We start from the raw sequence: 23503 nt of genomic DNA, 5'->3' as shown, positions 1-23503 counted from the left end.
GACGAGTGAAACTCTAGCTGGTTTCTCCGGCGTTAACCAAATCCACCAGCCGGTCCTGAAAAATGGCAGCACGAAAATGAATTCGTACGATCATCGGCTTCAGGGGGTTGGCTGCCTCCGAGTCCCGCGCGACACGCGCAGCGAGAGAGGCAACTCGGAGAACATTACACGGCCGGGGACGCAGAAGCAAACCTGCGTCCCCGGCCCTGTCAAGAGCGCCCCGAACCTCGACGGCTCAGACCGCGATGGCTCAGACCTCGACGACCATCGGCAGGATCATCGGCCGGCGCCGGTACGTGTCCGCCACCCACTTGCCGAGCGTGCGCCGCACCAGCTGCTGGATCTGGCGGGGCTCCAGGACGCCGTCCTGCGCGGAGCGCGACAGGGCCTCCTGGATCTTCACGATCGCCGGGGCGAACGCCTCGTCCTCGATGCCGGAGCCGCGCGCCTGGATGTTCGGGCCGCTGAGCACCTTGCCCGTGGCGGAGTCCACGACCAGGAACGCCGAAATGATGCCCTCGTCGCCGAGAATGCGACGGTCCTTGAGCGAACCCTCGCCGATCTCGCCGACCGAAAGGCCGTCCACGTAGACGTAACCGGCCTGCACCTTGCCCACGATCCGGGCGACGCCGTTGACGAGGTCGACGGCCACGCCGTCCTCGGCGATGACGACGCGGTCCTTGCGCATGCCCGTCTTCTGGGCCAGCTCGGAGACCGCGCGCAGGTGGCGCCACTCGCCGTGGACCGGCATCAGGTTGCGCGGCTTGCAGATGTTGAAGAAGTACAGCAGCTCGCCCGCGGACGCGTGCCCGGAGACGTGCACCTTCGCGTTGCCCTTGTGGACGACGTTCGCGCCCCAGCGGGTCAATCCGTTGATCACGCGGTAGACCGCGTTCTCGTTACCCGGAATCAGCGAGGACGCGAGGACGACGGTGTCGCCCTCGACGATGCGGATCTGGTGATCGCGGTTGGCCATGCGGGACAGTGCCGCCATGGGCTCGCCCTGCGAACCGGTGCAGATCAGCACCACGTCCTCGTCGGGCAGGTCGTCCAGCGTCTTCACGTCGACGACGAGACCGCCGGGCACCTTGAGGTAGCCGAGGTCGCGGGCGATGCCCATGTTGCGCACCATCGAGCGACCCACGAACGCGACCTTGCGCCCGAACTCGTGCGCCGTGTCCAGGACCTGCTGGATGCGGTGCACGTGCGAGGCGAAGCTGGCGACGATGATGCGCTTGTCGGCGCGGTCGAAGACCTGCTGGAGCACCGGGCCGATCTCGCGCTCCGGCGCGATGAAGCCCGGGACCTCGGCGTTGGTCGAGTCGACCAGCAGCAGGTCGATGCCCTCCTCGCCCAGGCGGGCGAAGGTCGGCAGGTCGGTGAGGCGGCGGTCCAGCGGGACCTGGTCCATCTTGAAGTCGCCGGTGGCGACCACAAGACCGGCCGGCGTGCGGATGGCGACCGCGAGCGCGTCCGGGATGGAGTGGTTGACCGCGATGAACTCACAGTCGAAGGAGCCGATGCGCTCGCGCTGCCCCTCCTTGACCTCCAGCGTGTACGGCCGGATCCGGTGCTCGGCCAGTTTGGCCTCGATCAGCGCCAGCGTCAGCTTGGAACCGATCAGCGGGAGGTCCGGCTTCTCACGGAGCAGGTAGGGCACCGCGCCGATGTGGTCCTCGTGACCGTGGGTCAGGACGATGCCGTCGATCTTGTCGAGGCGGTCCCGGATGGACGTGAAGTCCGGCAGGATCAGGTCGACGCCGGGCTGCTCCTCCTCGGGGAAGAGCACACCGCAGTCGACGATGAGCAGGCGCCCGCCGTACTCGAAGACGGTCATGTTGCGGCCGATCTCACCGAGGCCGCCGAGCGGGGTGATCCGCAGGGCGTTCGGCGCCAGTGGCGGCGGAGCGCCCAGATCAGGGTGCGGATGACTCAATTGTTCTCCTTTCCGCGCACACCGGTGGGAGCTTCCTGGCTCTGGCGTGCGCGGCATCGTTACTGCCGTACAGGTACTGCATCACGTCTCCAGAAGTCGGGACGTGGACGTCTGTTGTCAGAGGTGTACCCCGCCTGCGGCGAGATCCTCCCTCAGTTGTTCGATCTCCGCCTCCGTGGCCTCGACCAACGGCAGGCGCAGCGGCCCGGCCGGGAGGCCCTGGAGGTTGAGGGCGGCCTTGGTGGTGATCACACCCTGCGTACGGAACATACCGGTGAACACGGGGAGCAGGCGCTGGTGTATCTCCGTGGCCTTGGCCGCGTCGCCCGCGACGAAGGCGTCGACCATGGCGCGCAGCTCGGGTGTGACCACGTGGGCGACGACGCTGACGAAGCCGGCCGCGCCGATGGAGAGCAGCGGCAGGTTGAGCATGTCGTCGCCGGAGTACCAGGCCAGGCCGCTGCGGGAGATGCCCCAGCTCGCGGCGCCGAGGTCGCCCTTGGCGTCCTTGTTGGCGACGATCCGCGGGTGTTCGGCCAACCGGACGATGGTCTCGGTGGCGATCGGCACGCCGGAGCGGCCGGGGATGTCGTAGAGCATGACCGGCAGGCCGGTCGCGTCCGCGACGGCGGTGAAGTGCCGGTAGAGCCCCTCCTGCGGGGGCTTGTTGTAGTACGGGGTCACCACGAGCAGGCCGTGGGCGCCGACGCGCTCGGCCTGTCGGGCCAGCTCCAGCGAGTGGTGGGTGTCGTTGGTCCCGACGCCCGCGATCACGTGGGCGCGGTCGCCCACGGCCTCCACGACTGCCTGCACCAGCGCGGCCTTCTCCGCGTCGGTGGTGGTCGGCGACTCGCCGGTGGTGCCGTTGATGACGAGGCCGTCGTTCCCGGCGTCGACCAGATGGACGGCCAGCCGCTGGGCGCCGTCGAGGTCGAGGGAGCCGTCGGCGGTGAACGGGGTCACCATCGCAGTCAGCGCCCGGCCGAAGGGGGTCTCGGGGGTGGAGGTCGGAGCCATGTGTCCAACGCTACTCGTTAGTGAACGGGGCAGGCACAGTCGGTCCAGCTGAAGGACATGCAGGGACATGCGAGGAGCCCGGCGCCGCCTGCTCGGGGGTTCAAGCGGCACCGGGGCTCGTGCTTTGAGATTAGGGAACAGTGCGATATCCCGCAAATGGGACATACGGGAAAACTCACCGAACGAGCGGACGGGCTGGTCAGGGGCGGCGATCGCTACGGCGCGACTCGGCCATGGGTGTTGAAGGCCTCGTGGGTCAGCGGCATCAGCCCTGCCCAGAGCTGCTCCATCTTCTCCGCGACCATCTCGATCTCCCGCTGCGGGAAGCTCGGGACCTTGGCCCGCTCGTCCTTGGTGCGCAGCGACAGGAAGTGCATCAACGAGCGTGCGTTGCAGGTCGCGTACATCGAGGAGAAGAGACCGACCGGCAGCACCGCACGGGCCACCTCACGGGCGACGCCCGCCTCGAGCATCTCCTGGTAACGGGCGTAGGACTGACGGTAGGAGTCCTCCATCGCCTCGGTCACGGCCTTCTGCTGCTCCGGCGTGCCCTCGAAGAACTCGTACTTCCCCGGGCGGCCGCGCTGCACCAGCTTCCGTTCGGCCGAAGGGATGTAGAAGACCGGCTGCAGCTCGCGGTAGCGACCGCTCTCCTCGTTGTAGGACCAGCCCGCCCGGTGCCGGTGGAACTCGCGGAAGACGAAGATCGGCGCACTGATGAAGAAGGTCATCGAGTTGTGCTCGAACGGCGTGCCGTGCCGGTCCCGCATCAGGAAGTTGATCAGCCCACGGGAGCGCTCCGGGTCCTTCTGCAGTTCCTCCAGCGACTGCTCACCCGCCGTGGAGACCCGGGCGGCGAAGAGCACGTCGGCGTCCTCGGCGCTGCTGCGCACCAGCTCGACGGTGACGTCGTCACGGAAGCGGGGCTCGGGTGCGTCCGGGCTCGCGTCGGTCTGGTCGGTCAACGGGGGTTTCCTTTCGATCATGGGTCCAACCCTCGCGGCACTTCCGGTCGAATGACGAGAGCCTGCCGATGCTGGTACCGGCACTAACAGGCGAACCCGCCGAACAGGGTATCCGTCACGCCGCCGAACGGGGCATTCGCATGCCCGGGACATGCCACTCCTCGGTTACACTCGCCCGCCTCACATAGGTGAACGGGAAGAAACCATGAGGACATTGACGGTCCGTAAGGCCGTTGAGGACGATCTGGCACAGGTGGTTCGGGTACGCGTGGATTCATGGCGCGCGGCCTATGCGGGCCTGGTGCCGCCCGCCTACCTCGACGGCCTGGACCCCGAGGCGGCGCTCCCCCGCATGAAGGAGTACCTGGCCACGATCCCCGACCGTGACCACTTCCTGGTCGTGGAGGCCGAGCACCCGGCACAAGTCGTCGGCTTCGTGCTGGCGGGCCCGGAGCGGCCGTCCGTCGCGGTCGCAAGCGGCGTACGGGAGGGCTTGGGTGAGGTCCACGCCCTCTACGTGCACCCCGACGCCTGGTTCACCGGCGCGGGCGCACGGCTGCTGACCGCCGCGACCGAGGCACTCGCGACGGACGGCCATGCCGAACTGACGCTGTGGGTACTTGAGGAGAACCACCAGGCCCGCCGCTTCTACGAGCGGCAGGGCTGGCAGCCGGACGGAGGCCGCACCGACCTGCAGCTGGCCGGGGCGCTGCTGGAGGAGCTGCGCTACTCCTGGACCGTCGCAGGACCAGCCGCCCCGGCGGTGCCCATGGGAGTCAGCGTGCCCGTCGGGGTCACCCCGCCCGCCGGGGTCAGCGTGCCGCAGCCTCGTGCTGGAGCTTGATGGCGCGCTCCATCGCCTTGCGGGCGCGCGGCGTGTCCCGCGCGTCCGCGTAGGCCACGGCCAGCCGGAACCAGCTGCGCCAGTCCTCCGGCGCGGCCTCTGTCTCGGCCTTGCGCCGGGCGAAGACCGCATCGGCCGAGGCGCGGTCGATGCCGCCGCCCGGGGTGTGCTTGAGCTCGTCGACCGGCAGTCCGCCCTCCGACTCCAGGAGCCGGGAGAGCCGCTGGCTGTCCCGGCCGAAACGGAAGGTCTTCCAGACGAACCAGAGCGCCAGACCGACCAGCACCTCGGCCGAGATGCCCATGCCGATGCCGGCGGCCCGACCGCTCGCCATCAGCTGCCCGCCGGTCACCGCGACCACGGCCAGGCCCCCCAGCAGCGCCAGCGTGACCACGAAGTACATCACCCGAGCGACCATGAGTCCGTCACTCCCCTTCGAACAGGAACTTTTCCAACCCGAAGGTGAGTCCGGGCACATCCACCACCCGGCGCACACCGGCCAGGATGCCCGGCATGAACGAGCTGTGGTGCAGCGAGTCATGACGGATCGTCAGGGTCTCCCCCACGCCGCCGAAGAGCACCTCCTGGTGCGCCAGCAGACCGCGCAGCCGGACCGCGTGCACCGGCACGCCGTCCACGTCCGCGCCGCGCGCGCCCGGCAGGCCGTGCGTGGTCGGGTCGTCCTGGAGCGGCATCCCGGCCTCGGCACGCGCCGCGGCGATCAGCTGCGCGGTACGCGTGGCGGTGCCACTCGGCGCGTCAGCCTTGTTGGTGTGGTGGAGCTCGATGACCTCGACCGACTCGAAGAACTTGGCGGCCTGCTGCGCGAAGCGCATGGTCAGGATCGCGCCGATGGAGAAGTTCGGCGCGATCAGCACACCGGTGCCGGGCGACGCGGCCAGCCAGGTCTCCAGCTGGGCGAGCCTCTCCTCGGTCCAGCCGGTGGTGCCGACCACGGCGTGGATGCCCTGGGCGGTGCAGTACTCCAGGTTGCGCATCACCGCGTCGGGGTGGGTGAGCTCGACGACGACCTGGGCGCCCGTCTCGACCAGCGTCTCCAGCTTGTCCCCGCGACCCAGCGCGGCGACCAGCTCCAGGTCCTCGGCGGCCTCGACGGCGCCGACGGCCTCCGAGCCGATCCGGCCCTTGGCACCGATGACGGCGACCCGCAACGGCGTGCTCATGTGCAGTGGCTCCTAGCTAACTGTTCGGTTCAGGCCGGTCACGCTGTTCACACCGGTCACTGGATGGCCTCGGCGAGGCGCGAGGCGCGCTTCCCCGCCACCGGTCCTATCACAGCCAACGAGGGCCGGAATCCACCGAGCACCTCGGTGGCCACGGCCCGGACGTCGTCGAGCGTCACCGCGGCGACCTTGCCGAGCAGTTCGTCGACGGAGAGGTGGCTGCCGTAGCAGAGCTCCGCCTTGCCGACGCGGGACATCAGCGAGCCGGTGTCCTCCATCCCCAGCACCGTCGAGCCGGACATCTGGCCTACGGCGCGCTTGAGCTCGTCCTCGGTGATGCCGTGCTCGGCGACCTTCTCCAGCTCGTCGCGGCAGATCCCCAGGACCTCCTCGACGCGCTTGGGTTGGCAGCCGGCGTAGATGCCGAAGAGGCCGGAGTCGGCGTACGCGGAGGTGTAGGAGTAGACCGAGTAGGCCAGCCCGCGCTTCTCCCGGACTTCCTGGAAGAGCCGCGAGCTCATCCCGCCGCCGAGGGCCGCGTTGAGCACGCCCAGTGCCCAGCGCCGGTCGTCGGTACGGGCGAGCGCGGGCATGCCGAGCACCAGGTGCGCCTGCTCGGTCGGACGGTCGAGGATCTCCACCTTGCCCGCGGTCCGGAGCGCACGCGTCCCGCCGCGCGGCGCGGCCGGTGCGGTCTCCTCCCGGCCCAGCGCGTCCGCGCTCTCGAACGCCCGGCGGACCTGGCGGACGACCTTGGCGTGGTCGACGTTCCCGGCCGCGGCGACGACGAGGTTCTCGGGCTTGTAGCGGCGGCGGTAGAAGCCGTAGACCTGGTCGCGGGTCAGCGCGTTGATCGTGTCGACGGTGCCGAGGACGGGCCGCCCGAGCGGGGACTCGCCGTACACCACCCTGGCGAACAGGTCGTGGACCACGTCGCCCGGGTCGTCCTCGGTCATCGCGATCTCTTCGAGCACGACGTCGCGCTCGGTGTCGATGTCCTCCTGCCGCACGAGCGAGGAGGTCAGCATGTCGCTGACGACGTCGACGGCCAACGGCAGGTCGCGGTCGAGCACCCGCGCGTAGTAGCAGGTGTACTCCTTGGCGGTGAACGCGTTCATCTCACCGCCGACCGCGTCCAGCGCGGAGGAGATGTCCAGCGCGGAGCGGGTCTTGGTGCCCTTGAAGAGCAGGTGCTCCAGGTAGTGCGTCGCGCCGTTGAGCACGGGGGTCTCGTCGCGGGAGCCGACGCCGACCCAGATGCCGAAGGCGGCCGAGCGCACGGTCGGCAGCGTCTCGGTGACCACCCGCAGCCCGCCGGGCAGGACCGTTCGTCGCACGGTTCCAGCACCGTCGATGCCCTTGAGCAGGGTCTTGGTCGTCCCGGGACGCTGGTCCTGAGCGGTGGTCTGCGGCACTGAACTTCCTTCGGGATGTTGCAACTACCGCAGGGGCGCGGGTCGAACAGAGCCTCGCGCCCCTGGGGTAAGTGCATGGTTGCGGCCCGACCCCACCGTGACGGTGGAGCCGGGCCGCAAAGTGCAAGCTACTGCTTACTACTCGGCGTCGGTGGCGGCGTCAGCCGCCTCCTCGCCCTCGACGACCGGGATCAGCGAGAGCTTGCCACGCGGGTCGATCTCCGCGATCTCGACCTGGACCTTGGTGCCGACCGGCAGCACGTCCTCGACGTTCTCCACGCGCTTGCCGCCGGCAAGCTTGCGGATCTGCGAGATGTGCAGCAGGCCGTCCTTGCCGGGCATCAGGGAGACGAACGCACCAAAGGTCGTGGTCTTCACCACGGTGCCCAGGTAGCGCTCGCCGACCTCCGGCATGGTCGGGTTGGCGATCTGGTTGATCGTGGTCCGCGCCGCCTCGGCCGCCGGGCCGTCGGACGCACCGATGTAGATGGTGCCGTCGTCCTCGATGGTGATCTCGGCGCCGGTGTCCTCCTGGATCTGGTTGATCATCTTGCCCTTGGGGCCGATGACCTCACCGATCTTGTCCACCGGGATCTTGATCGTGATGATGCGCGGCGCGTTCGGGGACATCTCGTCCGGAACGTCGATCGCCTCGTTCATCACGTCGAGGATGTGCAGACGCGCGTCGTGGGCCTGCTTCAGCGCGGCGGCCAGGACCGAGGCGGGGATGCCGTCGAGCTTGGTGTCGAGCTGGAGCGCGGTGACGAAGTTCTTCGTACCGGCGACCTTGAAGTCCATGTCGCCGAACGCGTCCTCGGCGCCGAGGATGTCGGTCAGCGCGACGTAGTGCGTCTCGCCGTCGATCTCCTGGGAGATCAGACCCATGGCGACACCGGCGACGGCGGCCTTCAGCGGCACACCGGCGTTCAGCAGCGACATGGTCGAGGCGCAGACCGAGCCCATCGAGGTCGAGCCGTTGGAGCCCAGCGCCTCGGAGACCTGGCGGATCGCGTAGGGGAACTCCTCGCGCGTCGGCAGGACGGGGAGCAGCGCACGCTCGGCCAGCGCGCCGTGGCCGATCTCGCGGCGCTTCGGCGAGCCCACGCGGCCCGTCTCACCGACGGAGTACGGCGGGAAGTTGTAGTTGTGCATGTAGCGCTTGCGCGTCTCCGGCGCCAGCGTGTCGAGCTGCTGCTCCATGCGGAGCATGTTCAGCGTGGTGACACCCAGGATCTGGGTCTCGCCGCGCTCGAACAGCGCCGAGCCGTGGACGCGCGGGACGACCTCGACCTCGGCGGCCAGGGTGCGGATGTCCGTGATGCCACGGCCGTCGATGCGGACCTTCTCCTTGACGATGCGCTGGCGGACCAGCTTCTTCGTCAGCGCGCGGTACGCGGCGGAGATCTCCTTCTCGCGGCCCTCGAACTCCGGCAGCAGCTTCTCGGCGGCCAGGTCCTTGACGCGGTCCAGCTCGGCCTCGCGGGCCTGCTTGCCGGGGATGGTCAGGGCCTGGGCCAGCTCGTCCTTGACCGCGGCGGTCAGCGCCGCCAGGACGTCGTCCTGGTAGTCGAGGAAGACCGGGAACTCGGCGGTCGGCTTGGCCGAGTGCGCGGCCAGCTCGGCCTGCGCCCGGCACAGCTCCTTGATGAACGGCTTGGACGCCTCGAGGCCGGCGGCCACGACGTCCTCGGTCGGCGCGGTGGCGCCGCCCTTGACCAGCTCGATGGTCTTGGCGGTGGCCTCGGCCTCGACCATCATGATCGCGACGTCGCCGTCCGGCAGCGCGCGGCCGGCCACGACCATGTCGAAGACGGCCTCCTCGAGCTCCGAGTGCGTCGGGAAGGCGACCCACTGGCCGCGGATCAGCGCGACGCGGACGCCGCCGATCGGGCCGGAGAAGGGCAGGCCCGCCAGCTGCGTGGAGGCGGAGGCGGCGTTGATGGCGACCACGTCGTAGAGGTGGTCGGGGTTGAGCGCCATGACCGTGACGACGACCTGGATCTCGTTGCGCAGGCCCTTGACGAAGGACGGGCGCAGCGGGCGGTCGATCAGACGGCAGGTGAGGATGGCGTCCTCGGAGGGACGGCCCTCGCGACGGAAGAAGCTGCCGGGGATGCGCCCGGCGGCGTACATCCGCTCCTCGACGTCGACCGTCAGCGGGAAGAAGTCGAAGTGCTCCTTCGGCTGCTTCGACGCACTGGTCGCGGAGAGGACCATGGTGTCGTCGTCGAGATAGGCGACCGCAGAGCCGGCGGCCTGCTTGGCAAGGCGGCCGGTCTCGAAGCGGATGGTGCGGGTGCCGAAGCTGCCGTTGTCGATGACGGCAACGGCCTCGTGCATGGTGTTGTCTTCCACCCGGAAGATCTCCTTCTTTGGTCCTCTAGGTGGAGCGCCCCCGCGCTTGTCCTGAGTCTCGCAGCCTGGACCTGGCCGGTCTTCGATCGAAGCTGCCGGGCGGAACACGCATCGTGCGTCTGCTCGTCCGGCGGCCACTACCGAGGACCGGCGCCCGGCGGGCGCTGGCTCGGATTGCGTGTGGACGCTCCGCGTCCGTGCCCGGCCGCCGTGTGCGGACGGACACCCTTCCCTTCACACCTTACGCACGGACTCTTTCCCACGCGTGCGTAAGGCCCAACCACGCGGTGTGGCGTGGCCCCACATGTGCCGAAGGGCGGCTCCCAGTGGGAGCCGCCCCAGAGCGAGGTGACTAGCGAGCGGCGCCCGCGGCACCGCGGCGGATGCCGAGGCGGTCCACCAGGGTACGGAAGCGCTCGATGTCGGTCTTGGCCAGGTACTGCAGCAGGCGACGGCGCTGACCGACCAGCAGCAGCAGACCACGACGCGAGTGGTGGTCGTGCTTGTGGAACTTGAGGTGCTCGGTCAGGTCCGAGATGCGGCGGGAGAGCAGCGCGATCTGCACCTCGGGGGAGCCGGTGTCGCCCTCCTTGGCGCCGTACTCGGCGATGATCTGCTTCTTGACGTTCTGGTCGAGGGCCACGCCCACTCCTTAGGTGTTCGGTTGCCGAGCGTCCCTGGTCTGCTTCACAGGTTCTGATGTACTCGGCGGGTGGGACGGTCCACAGAGGAGTCCCGGCGGACCAGCCTACCAGTCAGCCGGTGAGGCCCCTGACCGTCGAGTAGATGTCCAGGACGGCCAGCGCCAGCGGGATCAGCGCGGCCAGCGTCAGGCCGTCGATCACGTCGAGCAGTCGACCCCAGAACGGCGAGACGCCCTTCTCCGGGACGACCAGCGCGATCGCGACCAGGATCGCGGCGCCGGCGCCGATGCCCGCGGCCATGATCAGGGTACGGATGTCTATCGCCGACGAGTTGCGCATGTTCATGTAGAGGAACAGCGGCATGTGCAGCGCGATGCCCACGACCAGCAGCGCGAGGCTGCCGAGACCGGACGCGAGCAGGCACATCACCTGCGAGGTGTGGCGGAAGAGCCGGGCGCGCATCATCGTCGAGACGCCGAGGGCGAGCGCCAGCAGCTCCGGCCAGGTGCTGTCGGTGAAGGCCAGCACGACGCAGCTGCCGAGCACGACGGCGGCGCAGCCGCCGACCATGCCGACCAGCAGCTCGTGACCACGGCGCGCCTGCATGGCGATCCGCTTGAGGTCGACCGGCTCGGGCTCCTCGTTGTTGCGCGCGCTGGAACCGCTCTGGGTCGGCGCGTGGAAGCCGACGGGCAGCCGGGCGAAGCGCGAGGAGAGCGACGGCAGGAAGCCCATCAGCCCGACGGCGACGACCGCGGACCCGGCCGCGACCTCGGTCGCCGAGGCGCTGGTGAGCACACCCGCGAAGGTCGACAGCGTGCCGACGGCGGAGACCAGCGCGGCGGCGACGAAGACCGCGTCACCGGCCGGCATCAGTGCGGCCAGCAGCACCGAGGCGAGCAGCACCACGATGCAGCCGACCAGGAACTGGATCCGCCCGGGCCCCTGGAGCTGACCGGGCGAGACGATGCCCGTACCGGCGAGCAGCGCCAGCGGCAGCGAGGCCAGGCCGAGCGCGAGCGCGGAGCCGCGGTCGTCGTAGACGCGCGCCCGCACGCCGGAGAGCGCGACCAGGACGATGGCGCTGACGCCGGCGATCAGGCCGGGCAGGCTGTGCATGTCGTGCGTCAGGTCCGAGAACCAGAGCGCGAAGCCGAGCAGCGCGAGCACGATCACGCCACCGATCAGGCCCGCCATGCGCATGAGGTTGGGACCCCACTGGCTGCGGTCCTCCGCGACGCTGGACGCGATGGCGTCGGCGACGTCGTCGTAGACGGCGGGGGCGAGCGACTCCGCGAACGGGCGGAGGCTCAACAGCTCTCCGTCGCGCACCTGCTGGGCTTGTAGCGGCAGGCTGCTGTCGAGGACGCTCCCGTCCCGCCGTACCAGGTGGAACCCGGTGGGCGCACCGTCCGCCTGGGTCTGTCCGGAGAGCCGGAGCACCTCCGGGTAGATGTCTGCGAGCGGAACGTCCTCTGGCAGCGCGACATCGATGCGGCTGTCCGGTGCGACGACAGTGACCCTGCAGAATCCGGTCGTGGCGCTGGTGCTCACGTGGTGGCCTCCCCCTAACCGTGGCTGACAGCGGTTCACCTTATACGGACACGGACATGACGTACGCCCGAGGGTTCCCGGGAAGCGGTACTCAGATGTGAACCTTTTGTACAGATCGCAAGTTGCCCAATCCAGGGGGCGCGGGGAACTGCGCGAGAAGCCACCCACGCAGGTGGAGCACCGAACGCGCAGGGCCATCCGCTCATCTGTGGCTTCTCGCGCAGTTCCCCGCACCCCTTGGGGAGTTGCAACTCCCGCATCGCCCAAGCCTGCTGTTCAATCTCCCTTCGCCGCCTGCAGGAACGCCTCCGCCGCAGGCGGGAGCGCGCCGGGGCGGCGGAGGAGCGCCAGCGTCCTGCGGACCGGTGGGGTGAGCGCGCGGACGACCGCGCCGTCCGGCGCGAGCCCGGGAGGGGCGATCACGGCGAGGCCGCCGGAGGCGATCAGCGGGCCGACGGCCTCGCGGTACGCGGACTCCACCGCGATGGTGGGCGTGACGCCCGCCTCCGCGAAGAGCCCGTCGGTCATCTCCCGCCAGGCCGTGCCCGGCGCGCCCACCGCCAGTGGGAGGCCCGCGAGTTCGGCCAGGGTCAGCGGACCCTCGCCGGAGGCGCACGCCGTTCCCGGCGGGAGGATCGCGGTCATCTCGACCTCCCGGAGCGGCTCGACGACGAGCCCCTGGCTCTCCGCCACCGGCACGTACGACAGGCCCAACTGCGCGTCGCCCTCGCGCAGGTCGCGGGCGAGGAACGGCGGGCGGCGCGGTTCGACGAGGCGGACCGTGACCGCCGGATGGCGTCTGCGGAAGCGTGCCGTGAGCTCGCCCGCCGCGTCGACCGCCGCGGGCTGGACGACCAGGTCGACCCGGCCAGCGACCAGGCCCACCACCGAGGCGACCGCCTCCCGCGCCGCGACGAGGTCCAGGGCCACCCTCCGAGCGGGCGCGACCAGCGCCTCGCCCGCCGAGGTGAGCACCACGCCGCGCCCCGCGCGCTGGAACAGCTTCGCGCCCAGCTCGCGTTCCAGCGCGCGAATCGCCTGGGAGAGGGACGGCTGCGCCAGGTGCAGTGCGTCAGCCGCGCGGGTGAAACCGCCGTGTTCGACGACCGCGAGGAAGTAGTCGAGTTGCCGTGCGTCCATGCCCCCACCCTGTCAGGCAGACCCTGCCGCGCCCCGCAGGCACGACCCATAGGACTGTCCTATGGGTCCGGTGCGCAACGCGTATTGGACGCCTTGGTGTCCTCCCGGTGTTACTGGTGCGATGACGACCGACCCGCGCGCCCCGAAGGGCGCCTCCGAGGCCACCCGCGCGGCGCATTCCGCCCTCGCCGCGCGACTGCCGCTCGACGACCGCGCCGACTTCGACCGCGCCGAACGCGGCCTGCTGACACGGACCGAGGACGACGCGATACTGAACGCCTTCGGGCACCCGAGCTGGGACTTCGCCGCCAACCGCGCGCTCGCCGCGACGCCTGCGGCGCCGGACACGGTCAACCCCTCGCTGTGGCGGCAGGCCCGGCTCAACGCGGCGCACGGGCTCTACGAGGTGACCGAGGGCATCTACCAGGTGCGCGGCTACGACCTGGCGAACATCACCTTCGTGCGCGGCGAGGCCGGCTGGATCGTGATCGACCCGCTGACCGCCGCCGAGACCTCCGCCGCCGCGCTGGCCGCGGTGACCGCGCACTTCGGCGAGCGGCCGGTCACCGCCGTCGTCTACACGCACTGCCATGTCGACCACTTCGCCGGTATCCGCGGCGTGGTGACCGACGAGGACGTGGTGTCCGGCAGGGTCCGCGTCATCGGGCCGGAGGGCTTCCTGCAGCACGCCGTCAGCGAGAACGTGATCGCGGGGACCGCGATGAGCCGCCGCGCGCTGTACATGTACGGGATGCTGCTGCCCAAGGGCGCGCACGGGCACGTCGACACCGGTCTCGGCCGGGCCGTCGCGGGCGGAACCTGGGGGCTGGTGCCGCCGACCGAGACGGTGTCCGAGACCGGCACTGAGCTGGTGGTCGACGGCGTCCGGATGGTCTTCCAGGTGACGCCGGGCACGGAGGCGCCGGCCGAGATGAACTTCCTCTTCCCCGACCACCGCGCGCTCTGCCTCGCCGAGAACTGCTCGGCGGTGCTGCACAACCTCTACACACCGCGCGGCGCGGAAGTGCGGGACGCGCTCGCCTGGTCCGGGTACATCGACGACGCGCTGCGCGACTACGCGCCCGCCGCCGACGTCGTCTTCGCCTCGCATCACTGGCCGCGCTGGGGCACCGCGGACGTCACCGCCTACCTGACCAAGCAGCGCGACGCGTACCGCTACCTGCACGACCAGAGCATGCGACTGGCCAACCAGGGCCTGGTCGCGACCGAGATCGCCGAGCAGTTGCAGCTGCCGCCGGGGCTCGCTGACGAGTTCTTCCTGCGGGACTACTACGGCACCGTCAACCACAACGCCAAGGCCGTCTACCAGAAGTACCTGGGCTGGTTCGACGCCAACCCGGCGCACCTGCACCCGCTTCCGCCCGTGGCGGCAGCGCGGAAGTACGTGGCGTACATGGGCGGCGCGGACGCGGTCCTGGCCCGGGCGCGGGAGGACTTCGCGAAGGGCGAGTACCGGTGGGTCGCCGAGGCGGTCAACCACGTGGTCTTCGCCGACCCGGAGAACCAGGAGGCGCGGCTGCTGCAGGCCGACACCCTGGAACAGCTGGGCTACCAGGCCGAGTCGGGGCCGTGGCGCGACTTCTATCTGACCGGTGCGCTCGAACTCCGGCAGGGCACACCGGAGTTGCCGGGTCTGCGCAGCCCGGTGCAGCCGGACGTGCTGCGCGGGATGCCGGGTTCGATGCTGCTGGACTACCTGGCTGTCCGACTGGACGGCCCGCGTGCGGCCGGACGGGAGCTCCGGCTGGAGCTGCGCTTCGCCGACGCGGGGACCGCGCACCTGGTCGAGCTCTCCCACGGCACGCTGCACCACCGGGTCTGCGCGCCGGGCACGGTGACGGAACCGGAGGCCGTCGTGTCCCTCACCCGGGCCGCGCTCGCCGGGCTCGCGGACGACGCCGCCACGCTTCCGGAACTGTTGAGTGATCGAACGATCGAGGTGATCGACGGGCGATCGGATGTCCTTTCGGAGCTGCTGGAACTGCTCGTGACGTTCGATCTGTTCTTCCCCGTGATCGAGCGGTGAGCGTGGACCGATAGGATCGCCGCCTGCGGACAGCGGTGCCAGGGGGCGCAAGCGCCTGCCGGTCACCGGGGGACTAGGGGCCGATCGGCCCGAGGGACAAGGCTGGTGCCGAGTTGAGTGTGGTGACCGTCAAGCGACCGCCAAGGGCTTACCCCCCGGCGGTTCCGACCGAGGACGTGAGGTTGGAGTCTCCTCCGGAGCTCCCTCGCGACGACGGTCAGGCCTGGTGGCAGTCGTTGCTGCCGATGCTGGCGACGGCCGGTTCAGCGGCCTTCTTCTTCATGCCCGGCGCCCAGACCATGATGAAGGTCATGGGCGGTCTGATGGTCGCCTCCACGGTGGCCATGGCGATCGCGCAGCTGAACCAGCAGCGGCGCGGTGGCGGCGGCAGTATCGACGACGAGCGCAGCGACTACCTCAAGTACCTGTCGCAGGTGCGCAAGCAGGTCCGCCGTACGGCGACGCTGCAGCGTGACTCGCAGCTCTTCCTGCACCCGCAGCCGGACCAGCTCTGGTCGGTCGTCGCCGACGGCCGACGGCTCTGGGAGCGCCGTCCCAGCGACGCCGACTTCGCGCAGGTGCGCGTCGGCCGGGGGCCGCAGCAGTTGCAGACCCGGCTGGTGCCACCGCAGACCGCGCCCGTCGACGAGCTGGAGCCGCTCACCGCCGAGGCGATGAAGACGTTCCTGTCGTCGCACAGCACGCTGCCCGACCTGCCGCTGGCGGTCTCGCTGCGTGCCTTCTACCACCTGAGCGTCTCCGGTGACCCGGACGGTGTCTACGGGACGCTGCGGTCGATACTGGCGCAGCTGACCACGCTGCACTCCCCCGACGACCTGGTCGTCGGCGTCGCCGCCGCGCCCGGTGCGCTGCCCGACTGGGAGTGGGCCAAGTGGCTGCCGCACTCCCAGCACCCTCGGGAGACCGACGGTGCGGGCTCGCTGCGGATGCTCTGCACCTCGCTGGACGAGCTGGAGGAGCTGCTCGGCGACGAGCTCTCCGGCCGTGCCCGGTTCCACCGCGACGCGGCGCCGGTCCCGGACCAGAAGCACATCGTGGTGGTCCTGGACGGCGCGTCCGTCGGCGCCGACTCGGTGCTGGCGGGCGGCGACGGCCTCCAGGGCGTCACCGTGATCGAGGTGGTCCCCGGCGACCTGGACGAGCCGCGCGGTGCGCTGTCCATCACGGTCACCTCCGACCAGATGCAGCTCCGCTCCGCCTCCGGCGCGGTCTACACCGGCGCGCCGGACGTGCTGTCGGCCTGGCAGGCGGAGGCGCTGGCCCGCCAGCTCGCCCCGCTGCGCCTCTCGGCGGGCGGCGACGACGAGCCGCTGCTGGCCAACCTGGACTTCACCGACCTGATGGGCGTCGGCGACGCCGCCTCGGTCGACACCGACCGCACCTGGCGCCCGCGCCCGGTGGGCGAGCGGCTGCGCGTCCCGATCGGTCTGGGTGCGGGCGGCGAGCCCGTGGTCCTGGACCTCAAGGAGGCCGCGCTCGAGGGCATGGGCCCGCACGGCCTCTGCGTCGGCGCGACCGGTTCGGGCAAGTCGGAGCTGCTGCGCACCCTGGTGCTCGGTCTCGCGCTGACGCACTCGTCGGAGACGCTGAACTTCGTCCTCGCCGACTTCAAGGGTGGTGCGACCTTCGCCGGCATGGCGGACATGCCGCACACCTCCGCGATCATCACCAACCTGGCCGAGGAACTCACCCTGGTCGACCGCATGCGCGACTCGATCACCGGTGAGCTGAACCGCCGTCAGGAACTGCTGCGCGCGGCGGGCAACTTCGCCAACATCCACGACTACGAGCGGGCCCGCGCCGCCGGCGCCCCGCTGGAGCCGCTGCCCTCGCTGCTGCTGATCATCGACGAGTTCAGCGAGCTGCTCACGGCCAAGCCGGACTTCATCGAGATGTTCATCCAGATCGGCCGTATCGGTCGATCGCTGGGTGTGCACCTGCTGCTGGCCTCGCAGCGTCTGGAGGAGGGCAAGCTGCGCGGTCTGGACACCTACCTGTCCTACCGCATCGGTCTGCGTACCTTCTCGGCCGCCGAGTCGCGCGCCGCGCTTGGCGTGCCGGACGCGTACCACCTGCCGCCGGTCCCCGGTGTCGGCTACCTCAAGTTCGGCACCGACGTGATGGCGCAGTTCAAGGCCGCCTACGTCTCCGGCCCCTACCGGGCGAGCGGCGCGCAGACGTCCTCCGGCCGGGTGCGCCGGGCGCTGCCGGTGCTGTTCACCGGGTCGCCGGTGGCGGTGCCGCTGCAGCCGATGGACGAGGAGCCGATTGTCGCTCCCGTGGCGAAGCAGGACGACGCACTGGTGGACACGGTCCTCGACGTGATCGTGGACCGCCTGGAGGGCCAGGGTCCGCCCGCCCACCAGGTGTGGCTGCCGCCGCTCAACGAGGCGCCCTCGGCCGACCAGCTCTTCGGCCAGCTGGCCGTCACCGCGGACCGCGGCCTGACCGCGCCCGAGTACACCGCGCAGGGCCGCCTGGTGGTCCCGGTCGGCCTGGTGGACAAGCCGTTCGAGCAGCGCCGCGACCTGATGTACGTGGACTTCTCCGGCGCGGCCGGTCACGGTCTGGTCGTCGGTGGTCCGCTGTCGGGCAAGTCGACGATCATGCGCACGATGATGACCTCGTTCGCGATCAGCCACACGGCCGCCGAGGTGCAGTTCTACTGCCTCGACTTCGGTGGTGGCGGCATGATCAGCATGCAGGGCATGCCGCACGTCGGCGGCGTCGCCGGGCGTCTGGACGCCGACAAGGTACGCCGCATGATCTCCGAGGTCTCCGGGGTGCTGAACCGGCGCGAGGAGCTGTTCCGCGCCCAGCAGATCGACTCCGTCGCGACCTTCCGCTCCCGCCGCAAGCAGGGGATGCTGCCGGACGAGCCGTACGGCGACGTCTTCCTGATCATCGACGGCTGGCTCAGCTTCCGCCAGGAGTTCGAGGCGCTGGAGCCGCTCGTCGCGGACATCGTCCAGCGCGGTCTGGCCTACGGCATCCACGTGCTGATCACGGCCAACCGCTACGGCGAGGTCCGGCCGGCGCTCAAGGACCTGCTGCAGACGCGTATCGAGCTCAAGCTCGGTGACCCGATGGAGTCCGAGATCGACCGCAAGGTCGCGCAGAACGTGCCCGCCGGTTCGCCCGGCCGCGGTCTCACCTCGGACAAGCTGCACTTCCTGTCCGGTCTGCCGCGACTGGACGGCTCCAGCGGCATCGAGGACCTGTCCGACGGTGTGGCCGCGTCGGTCCGCGCGATCTCGGACAACTGGCAGGGGCCGCGCGCTCCGCAGGTCCGGATGCTGCCCGACCTGCTGCCCGCCGAGCAGCTGCCGAAGGCCTACGAGACGCCGGAGCTCGGCATCGCCATCGGTGTCGACGAGAACGCGCTGGCGCCGGTGTACCTCAACTTCGACACCGACCCGCACTTCATCATCTTCGGTGACGGCGAGACCGGTAAGACGGCGCTGCTGCGCCTGCTGCTCAAGGGCATCACCGAGCGGTACACCCCCGAGCAGGCGCTGATCGTGGTCGGCGACTACCGCCGCTCGCTGCTGGGTGTGGTCAACACGCCGCACCTGCTGGAGTACGCCGCCGCGCAGCCCGCGCTGCAGGCCTTCCTCGGCGACGTGCGGGGCTCGATGGAGCGCCGCATCCCGGGCAAGGACGTCACCCAGGAGCAGCTGCGCGACCGCAGCTGGTGGAGCGGGCCGGAGCTGTTCCTGGTCGTCGACGACTACGACCTGGTCGCCACCTCCACCGGCAACCCGCTCCAGCAGCTGCTGGAGGTGCTGCCGTTCGCCAAGGACGTCGGTCTGCACATCATCATCGCCCGCCGCTCCGGCGGTGCCGGACGCGCCCTGTTCGAGCCGATGATGCAGCGGCTCAAGGAGCTGGGCGCGCAGGGCATCGTGCTGTCCGGCGACCGCGACGAGGGCGTGCTGCTGGGCAACGTCCGGCCGCAGATCCTGCCGCCGGGCCGAGGTGTGCTGGTCACGCGTCGCCGCGGCTCGTTCACCGTCCAGACGGGATGGTCGCAGCCGAGCTGACCGGACGGAAAGCCGGGCAGGCGACCGGGCAGCAGAGCGGCGACCTGGGCGGATAACACGATCGTTATCCGGACGGTTTCCCTCCCGGACCGCTCGATCCGTAGCAGCCGAAAGGGCCGCTGAGTGATTCGTCACTCAGCGGCCCTTTTGTCGTCGGGCGATGAGCGAATCTCGATCACATGATCATTAACCCATGTGATCATTGATGAAAAGGCCGTTACATGGATATACATTCGATCGGAAGGCCATGGAAGGTATGCGTCATTTCAGACATTCCACTGAGTGGACATCAGATCAGTTGTGCTAGCGGAGTCCGGCAACGGAATCCGAAGCAAAACCGACCTTGACGCCCCGTTAACGGCAGGGTTCCATGACTGGACCGGGAGCGACTCACAGCAGTACCAGCGACAGCGCCAGGAGGCGATAGCGCTCCCCCCGACCCGACCGTTGCACGCCTTGGTGCACGAGCCGAACGGAACGCCCATGACCGACATCCTGCGCCGCCCAAGTGACGGCACAGTGGAGTCCGCGCCGCACATAGAGGCGGCCGAACCGCAGAAGCTCAAGCGTTCCATCGGCGTGGTCGGCGGCACCCTGCTGACCCTGTCCTGTCTGACGCCGGCCTCCTCGCTCTTTGTGATCGTGCCGACCTCGCTGGCGCTGATGGGCACGGGCACCGCGCTCGCGCTGCTCATCGCGATCGTGCTCTGTATCGGCGTGGCCTGGTGTTACTCCGAGCTCGGCACGCTGGTCCCCAGCGCCGGCGGCGAGTACGCCATGGCCGGACACACCGTCGGCCGGTTCACCGGCTGGGTGGCCTTCATCCAGGCGCTGCTGGTCGTCCTGATCGTCCCGCCGGTGATCGCGCTGGGCACGGCCCAGTACCTGTCCCCGATCGTCCACATCGATCCCAAGATCATGGGCGCGATCGTCATGCTCGCCGCCACCGTGATGGGCCTGCTCGACCTGCGCGCCAACGCGTGGATCACCGGCATCTTCCTGGTGCTGGAGGTCATCGCGGCCAGCCTGGTCGCCATCCTCGGCTTCAGCCACAGCAACCGCTCGGCATCGGTGCTGATCCACCCCGAACTGCCCGGCGCGCACGGCGGTATCAGCCTGGTCACCATGGGCACGATCATCGCGGGCCTGGCCGGCGCGCTCTTCATCACCCAGGGCTTCTCCACCGCGGTCTACCTGGCCGAGGAGATGGAGCGCCCGCACCGCACCGTCCCGCGCACCGTCCTGTGGACGCTGGGCATCGGCTCCGCGGTCATCCTGATCCCGGTCGTCGCGATCACCCTGGGCGCCCCCAGCCTCGACGTCCTGGCGGGTGGCGACATCTCCTCGATGGTCACCCAGTGGAGCAACTCCGCCGTCGGCACCTTCGTCAGCCTGGCGATCGCCATGGCGATCATCAACGCGGCGATCGTCATGGTCATCCAGAACTCCCGCGTGCTGTACTCCTCGGCCCGCGACAAGGCCTGGCCGGAGCCGGTCAACCGCGCGTTCACCAGCCTGAGCAAGCGCTACGGGGCGCCGTGGATCTCCACACTCGCCGTCGGCGTCCCCGGAGCGATCCTCTGCTTCGTCAACCTGAACACCCTGAGCGCGGTCACCGGCGTCTCCGTCGCCCTGCTGTACCTGTGCGTCGCCGTCGCCGCGCTGGGCGCTCGCCGCGGCCCGCACAAGGACGCCAAGGCGTACCGGATGCCGCTGTGGCCGGTGGTCCCGGTCATCCTGATCGCGGTCCTGGTCTACGTGGTCACCCAGCAGCCGGTCTCCGCCCTCCTGTGGACCGGGGGGATCACCGCAGCGGCGGCCCTCTACTGGGTCTTCTACCTCCGCCCCCGCCCGGATACCCGCTGGATCATCACCGTCCCCGAGGACGAGAAGGAAACCGCGGAGCTGGCGGGCTGACGTCCGACGCACACGCCGAGAGCCCGTCCCCGCGCACTGCGGAGACGGGCTCTCAAGCTTTGGTCGCACCACCTGGGGGCGCGGGAGCGAAACCTCAGCGAACTGCCGGGCGCGCGCCGCGCTTCTTGTTGTCGCGGAGGACCGTCGCCGTGCCGGCGATGGCGACGAGGCCGATGCCCCCGAGCGTCAGCGCGAACAGCGCCGTGCGCTGGTCCTTCTGCTGCTGGGTCTCCCCGAGGGCGAAGGGGCGGGCCTGGACCGGCGACGCGCCGGTCGTGCCCGCCGCTGTAGCGACGGCCTGGTCCTCCGGCGGGGAGTTGTCGGTGACGGCCGCGACCGGGTCCACCACACCCCAGCCGATCTCCTTGTTCCAGCCGGCGTCCGTCCGCTGCGCGGTCTGCTCGATCCGGGCGATGATCTGCGCCGGGGTCCAGTGCGGGTACTTCTCCCGCAGCAGCGCGGCCACCGCCGCCGCGTACGGCGCGGCGAAGCTGGTGCCGTTGTCGACACACTGGCCGCCCTTCGGCACCGTCGAGACGATGTCCACGCCGGGCGCGGCGACGCTCACCGACTTGCCCATCTCCGAGAAACCGTCGGCACGTTCGTTGTTGCGGTCGGAGGCGCCGACGCCGAGGACGCCCGGCAGCGCGGCCGGATACGTGGGCAGGCTCTGGTTCTCGTTGCCCGCCGCAGCGACGACCACGATCCCCTTGGCGATCGCGTTCTGGACCGACTGCGCCAGCTGGCTGCTCGCGGTGATGCCCTGGTAGGGCTGACCGTTGGAGTCGGTCAGGTCCTGCGAGATGTTGATGACCTGCGCGCCGTGCGATGCCGCGTAGTCGATCGCCTGGCTCAGCGTCTGCTCGGTGGCGGTACCGGGCTGGCCGTCGTTCTGGCGGATCGACAGGATCGTCGCCTTGGGCGCCAGGCCCTGGAAGCCGGTGCCCGTGGCGGGGCGGGCGGCGATGATGCCGGCCACCATGGTGCCGTGGCCGATCGGGTCGGTGGTCGAGGTGCCGGGGTCGTTGCTGCCCGTGAGGAAGTTCTGTCCGGCCACGACCGCGCCAGTCAGCTGCGGGTTGGTATCGTCGACGCCGGAGTCGATCACGGCGACGGTGATGTTCTGGCCCTTGTAGTCGCCCAGTTGGGACAGCAGCACGCGCTGAAGCGCCCACGGGTCACCCGGGATCGCCTGCGCGGGGAACGTGCACTGACCGTCGGAAGCCAGCGTCGCCTGCGCGGGACCGGAGGAGCGCAGGGGTTGTCCGAAGGGCAGGGCGGGCACGGCGGTGCATGCGAGGGCGCATGCAGCGACGGCCAGAGCCCTGCGGTGGTGCCTGTTCACGAATCCGGTCCCCCAGGATGATCAGGAAAGACGCCGCACGCGCCGCCGCGCCGGCCCCGCGTGGGCGGGAGACCGGCGCGCGGCGCGCGTCGACGCGATCTCGTGCGCGGTGACGCACGGACGGGCGCGCTCTACGAGCACGCCCAGGGCGTCAGGCGCCCCAGATCGAGGCGTTGCGGTTCTCGGTCGCCTGGTAGTTCTGCGCCGCGCTGTCGAGCGCACCGGCGATCTGCTCCAGCACGGAGTGCAGGTCGGCGGCGGAGGTGTCCCACTCGCGCTGGCGGGCCTGGTAGCCCTCCTGCGCCTTACCCTCCCAGCTCGCGGCGATGCGCTGCACGCCCGCCTTCAGGTCGTCGAGCTGCTGCTGGACACGCTGGGCGGTCTGGCGCACGTCGGACGACGCCTGGGACACGGTCCCGAAGTTGACAAGAATGTGGCCGGAGTTGGCCATGGTGTCTCCCTCATCGGTTCTGAACAGGTGATCGCGGACTCACGCGACACGCGTCGTCCGCTGCGGTCGGGCGGCCCGCCGTGGGCGGGCCGGGAACAAGCCGTACGGCTCGGCGTCAGCCGAGGGCCGAGGTGATCTTGTTCAGACCCGAGTGCTGATCCTGCTCCGTCGCGGTGTACTGCTTCGAGGTGTTGTCGATCGCGTCCTTGATCTCGCTCAGCACGCGGTTGAGCTTGGTCGCGTCCTCGTTCCACTTCTGCTGAAGCGCCGAGTACGCGGACGCAGCCTCACCCTGCCAGCCACCCGTGATCGAGCTGACCACGTTGTTCAGCCGGCTGAGCTCCTGCTGGATCTGGGAGTTGACCTCGGAGATGCGGGAAGAGAAAGCCCGCATCTCGTCGGCAGTAGTCCTGAACTGACCCGCCATGTAGCACCGTCCCCCATGAGACAGACCTGTGAGAAAAACCGGGAGTCCGGCATGTACCGCCCCCGGCCGACGTCACCGAGAGGTGATGTCCTGTAGCACTCTAGCCGTCCTGTACGACAGCCCCAACACCAGGTGTGGCCGGAGTTCGTCCCGTTACCGTACGGAAGCGGTCACCGTCCGGTACCACCTGACCGAACG

At 69.9% G+C, this 23503-nt stretch carries 17 protein-coding genes; 4 read left to right on the top strand and 13 right to left on the bottom strand.

What is annotated here, in order from left to right:
* Positions 1-250: 250 nt before the first annotated feature.
* The 3 genes from ABH940_RS34330 to thyX all read right to left on the bottom strand — a co-directional run bounded on the left by ABH940_RS34330 (position 251) and on the right by thyX (position 3939).
* The gene (locus ABH940_RS34330) at positions 251-1936 is read right to left on the bottom strand and encodes a ribonuclease J (protein WP_370072530.1); all 1686 of its coding nucleotides are present in this window, start codon (positions 1934-1936) and stop codon (positions 251-253) included.
* A 117-nt stretch (positions 1937-2053) separates the two neighbouring features.
* Positions 2054-2953 carry a 4-hydroxy-tetrahydrodipicolinate synthase gene (dapA, locus tag ABH940_RS34325; protein WP_370072531.1) on the bottom strand — a complete coding sequence of 300 codons (900 nt, stop codon included), beginning with the start codon at positions 2951-2953 and terminating at the stop codon, positions 2054-2056.
* Positions 2954-3168: 215 nt separating this feature from the next.
* Positions 3169-3939, bottom strand: coding sequence for an FAD-dependent thymidylate synthase (gene thyX, locus ABH940_RS34320; RefSeq protein ID WP_370072532.1), 771 nt, complete (start codon positions 3937-3939; stop codon positions 3169-3171).
* A 247-nt stretch (positions 3940-4186) separates the two neighbouring features.
* Here thyX and ABH940_RS34315 point away from each other — a divergent pair, with 247 nt between their 5' ends.
* Positions 4187-4762, top strand: a complete 576-nt coding sequence (locus ABH940_RS34315; RefSeq protein ID WP_370107068.1) for an N-acetyltransferase family protein — start codon at positions 4187-4189, stop codon at positions 4760-4762.
* On the opposite strand, the gene ABH940_RS34310 is transcribed toward ABH940_RS34315, so the two are convergent.
* The 7 genes from ABH940_RS34310 to ABH940_RS34280 all read right to left on the bottom strand — a co-directional run bounded on the left by ABH940_RS34310 (position 4731) and on the right by ABH940_RS34280 (position 13054).
* The gene (locus ABH940_RS34310) at positions 4731-5180 is read right to left on the bottom strand and encodes a hypothetical protein (protein WP_370072534.1); all 450 of its coding nucleotides are present in this window, start codon (positions 5178-5180) and stop codon (positions 4731-4733) included. The genes ABH940_RS34315 and ABH940_RS34310 overlap by 32 nt on opposite strands.
* A gap of 7 nt (positions 5181-5187) precedes the next feature.
* Positions 5188-5946 carry a 4-hydroxy-tetrahydrodipicolinate reductase gene (gene dapB / locus ABH940_RS34305; protein WP_370107067.1) on the bottom strand — a complete coding sequence of 253 codons (759 nt, stop codon included), beginning with the start codon at positions 5944-5946 and terminating at the stop codon, positions 5188-5190.
* A gap of 56 nt (positions 5947-6002) precedes the next feature.
* On the bottom strand, positions 6003-7361 hold the full coding sequence (locus ABH940_RS34300) for a M16 family metallopeptidase (protein WP_370107066.1): 1359 nt from the start codon (positions 7359-7361) through the stop codon (positions 6003-6005).
* A 138-nt stretch (positions 7362-7499) separates the two neighbouring features.
* Positions 7500-9701, bottom strand: a complete 2202-nt coding sequence (locus ABH940_RS34295) for a polyribonucleotide nucleotidyltransferase (RefSeq protein WP_370072564.1) — start codon at positions 9699-9701, stop codon at positions 7500-7502.
* A 367-nt stretch (positions 9702-10068) separates the two neighbouring features.
* Positions 10069-10359 (bottom strand): 30S ribosomal protein S15, encoded by a 291-nt coding sequence (rpsO, locus tag ABH940_RS34290; protein WP_370072537.1) that lies wholly within the window; start codon positions 10357-10359, stop codon positions 10069-10071.
* A gap of 112 nt (positions 10360-10471) precedes the next feature.
* Positions 10472-11914, bottom strand: a complete 1443-nt coding sequence (eccD, locus tag ABH940_RS34285) for a type VII secretion integral membrane protein EccD (protein WP_370107065.1) — start codon at positions 11912-11914, stop codon at positions 10472-10474.
* A 276-nt stretch (positions 11915-12190) separates the two neighbouring features.
* Positions 12191-13054 carry a LysR substrate-binding domain-containing protein gene (locus ABH940_RS34280; RefSeq protein WP_370072539.1) on the bottom strand — a complete coding sequence of 288 codons (864 nt, stop codon included), beginning with the start codon at positions 13052-13054 and terminating at the stop codon, positions 12191-12193.
* 121 nt (positions 13055-13175) lie between these two features.
* On the opposite strand from ABH940_RS34280, the gene ABH940_RS34275 reads away from it, so the two are divergent.
* From ABH940_RS34275 to ABH940_RS34265, 3 genes are all read left to right on the top strand, one after another.
* Positions 13176-15101 carry an alkyl/aryl-sulfatase gene (locus ABH940_RS34275; RefSeq protein ID WP_370107064.1) on the top strand — a complete coding sequence of 642 codons (1926 nt, stop codon included), beginning with the start codon at positions 13176-13178 and terminating at the stop codon, positions 15099-15101.
* 113 nt (positions 15102-15214) lie between these two features.
* Positions 15215-19165, top strand: coding sequence for a type VII secretion protein EccCa (eccCa, locus tag ABH940_RS34270; RefSeq protein ID WP_370072541.1), 3951 nt, complete (start codon positions 15215-15217; stop codon positions 19163-19165).
* A gap of 483 nt (positions 19166-19648) precedes the next feature.
* Positions 19649-21082, top strand: a complete 1434-nt coding sequence (locus ABH940_RS34265; RefSeq protein ID WP_370072542.1) for an APC family permease — start codon at positions 19649-19651, stop codon at positions 21080-21082.
* 94 nt (positions 21083-21176) lie between these two features.
* Here the strand turns inward: ABH940_RS34265 and mycP are convergent, their stop codons facing one another.
* From mycP to ABH940_RS34250, 3 genes are all read right to left on the bottom strand, one after another.
* Positions 21177-22367: a type VII secretion-associated serine protease mycosin gene (gene mycP / locus ABH940_RS34260; RefSeq protein ID WP_370107063.1), complete on the bottom strand. Its 1191-nt coding sequence runs from the start codon at positions 22365-22367 to the stop codon at positions 21177-21179.
* Positions 22368-22578: 211 nt separating this feature from the next.
* Complete coding sequence (locus ABH940_RS34255) at positions 22579-22878, bottom strand: WXG100 family type VII secretion target (RefSeq protein WP_196198695.1); 300 nt, start codon at positions 22876-22878, stop codon at positions 22579-22581.
* A gap of 115 nt (positions 22879-22993) precedes the next feature.
* Positions 22994-23305 (bottom strand): WXG100 family type VII secretion target, encoded by a 312-nt coding sequence (locus ABH940_RS34250; protein WP_370072544.1) that lies wholly within the window; start codon positions 23303-23305, stop codon positions 22994-22996.
* Positions 23306-23503: the final 198 nt, after the last annotated feature.

The organism is Streptacidiphilus sp. BW17, from assembly GCF_041262485.1.
Taxonomy (GTDB): domain Bacteria; phylum Actinomycetota; class Actinomycetes; order Streptomycetales; family Streptomycetaceae; genus Streptacidiphilus.
This window is presented reverse-complemented; position numbering and strand designations above follow the sequence as displayed.

Coding starts and splice junctions, on each gene's coding strand:
- ABH940_RS34255 (WP_196198695.1), bottom strand. CDS start 22,878: ATGGCCAACTCCGGCCACATTCTTGTCAACTTCGGGACCGTGTCCCAG.
- thyX (WP_370072532.1), bottom strand. CDS start 3,939: ATGATCGAAAGGAAACCCCCGTTGACCGACCAGACCGACGCGAGCCCG.
- ABH940_RS34265 (WP_370072542.1), top strand. CDS start 19,649: ATGACCGACATCCTGCGCCGCCCAAGTGACGGCACAGTGGAGTCCGCG.
- ABH940_RS34310 (WP_370072534.1), bottom strand. CDS start 5,180: ATGGTCGCTCGGGTGATGTACTTCGTGGTCACGCTGGCGCTGCTGGGG.
- ABH940_RS34275 (WP_370107064.1), top strand. CDS start 13,176: ATGACGACCGACCCGCGCGCCCCGAAGGGCGCCTCCGAGGCCACCCGC.
- ABH940_RS34280 (WP_370072539.1), bottom strand. CDS start 13,054: ATGGACGCACGGCAACTCGACTACTTCCTCGCGGTCGTCGAACACGGC.
- ABH940_RS34250 (WP_370072544.1), bottom strand. CDS start 23,305: ATGGCGGGTCAGTTCAGGACTACTGCCGACGAGATGCGGGCTTTCTCT.
- dapB (WP_370107067.1), bottom strand. CDS start 5,946: ATGAGCACGCCGTTGCGGGTCGCCGTCATCGGTGCCAAGGGCCGGATC.
- dapA (WP_370072531.1), bottom strand. CDS start 2,953: ATGGCTCCGACCTCCACCCCCGAGACCCCCTTCGGCCGGGCGCTGACT.
- ABH940_RS34295 (WP_370072564.1), bottom strand. CDS start 9,701: ATGCACGAGGCCGTTGCCGTCATCGACAACGGCAGCTTCGGCACCCGC.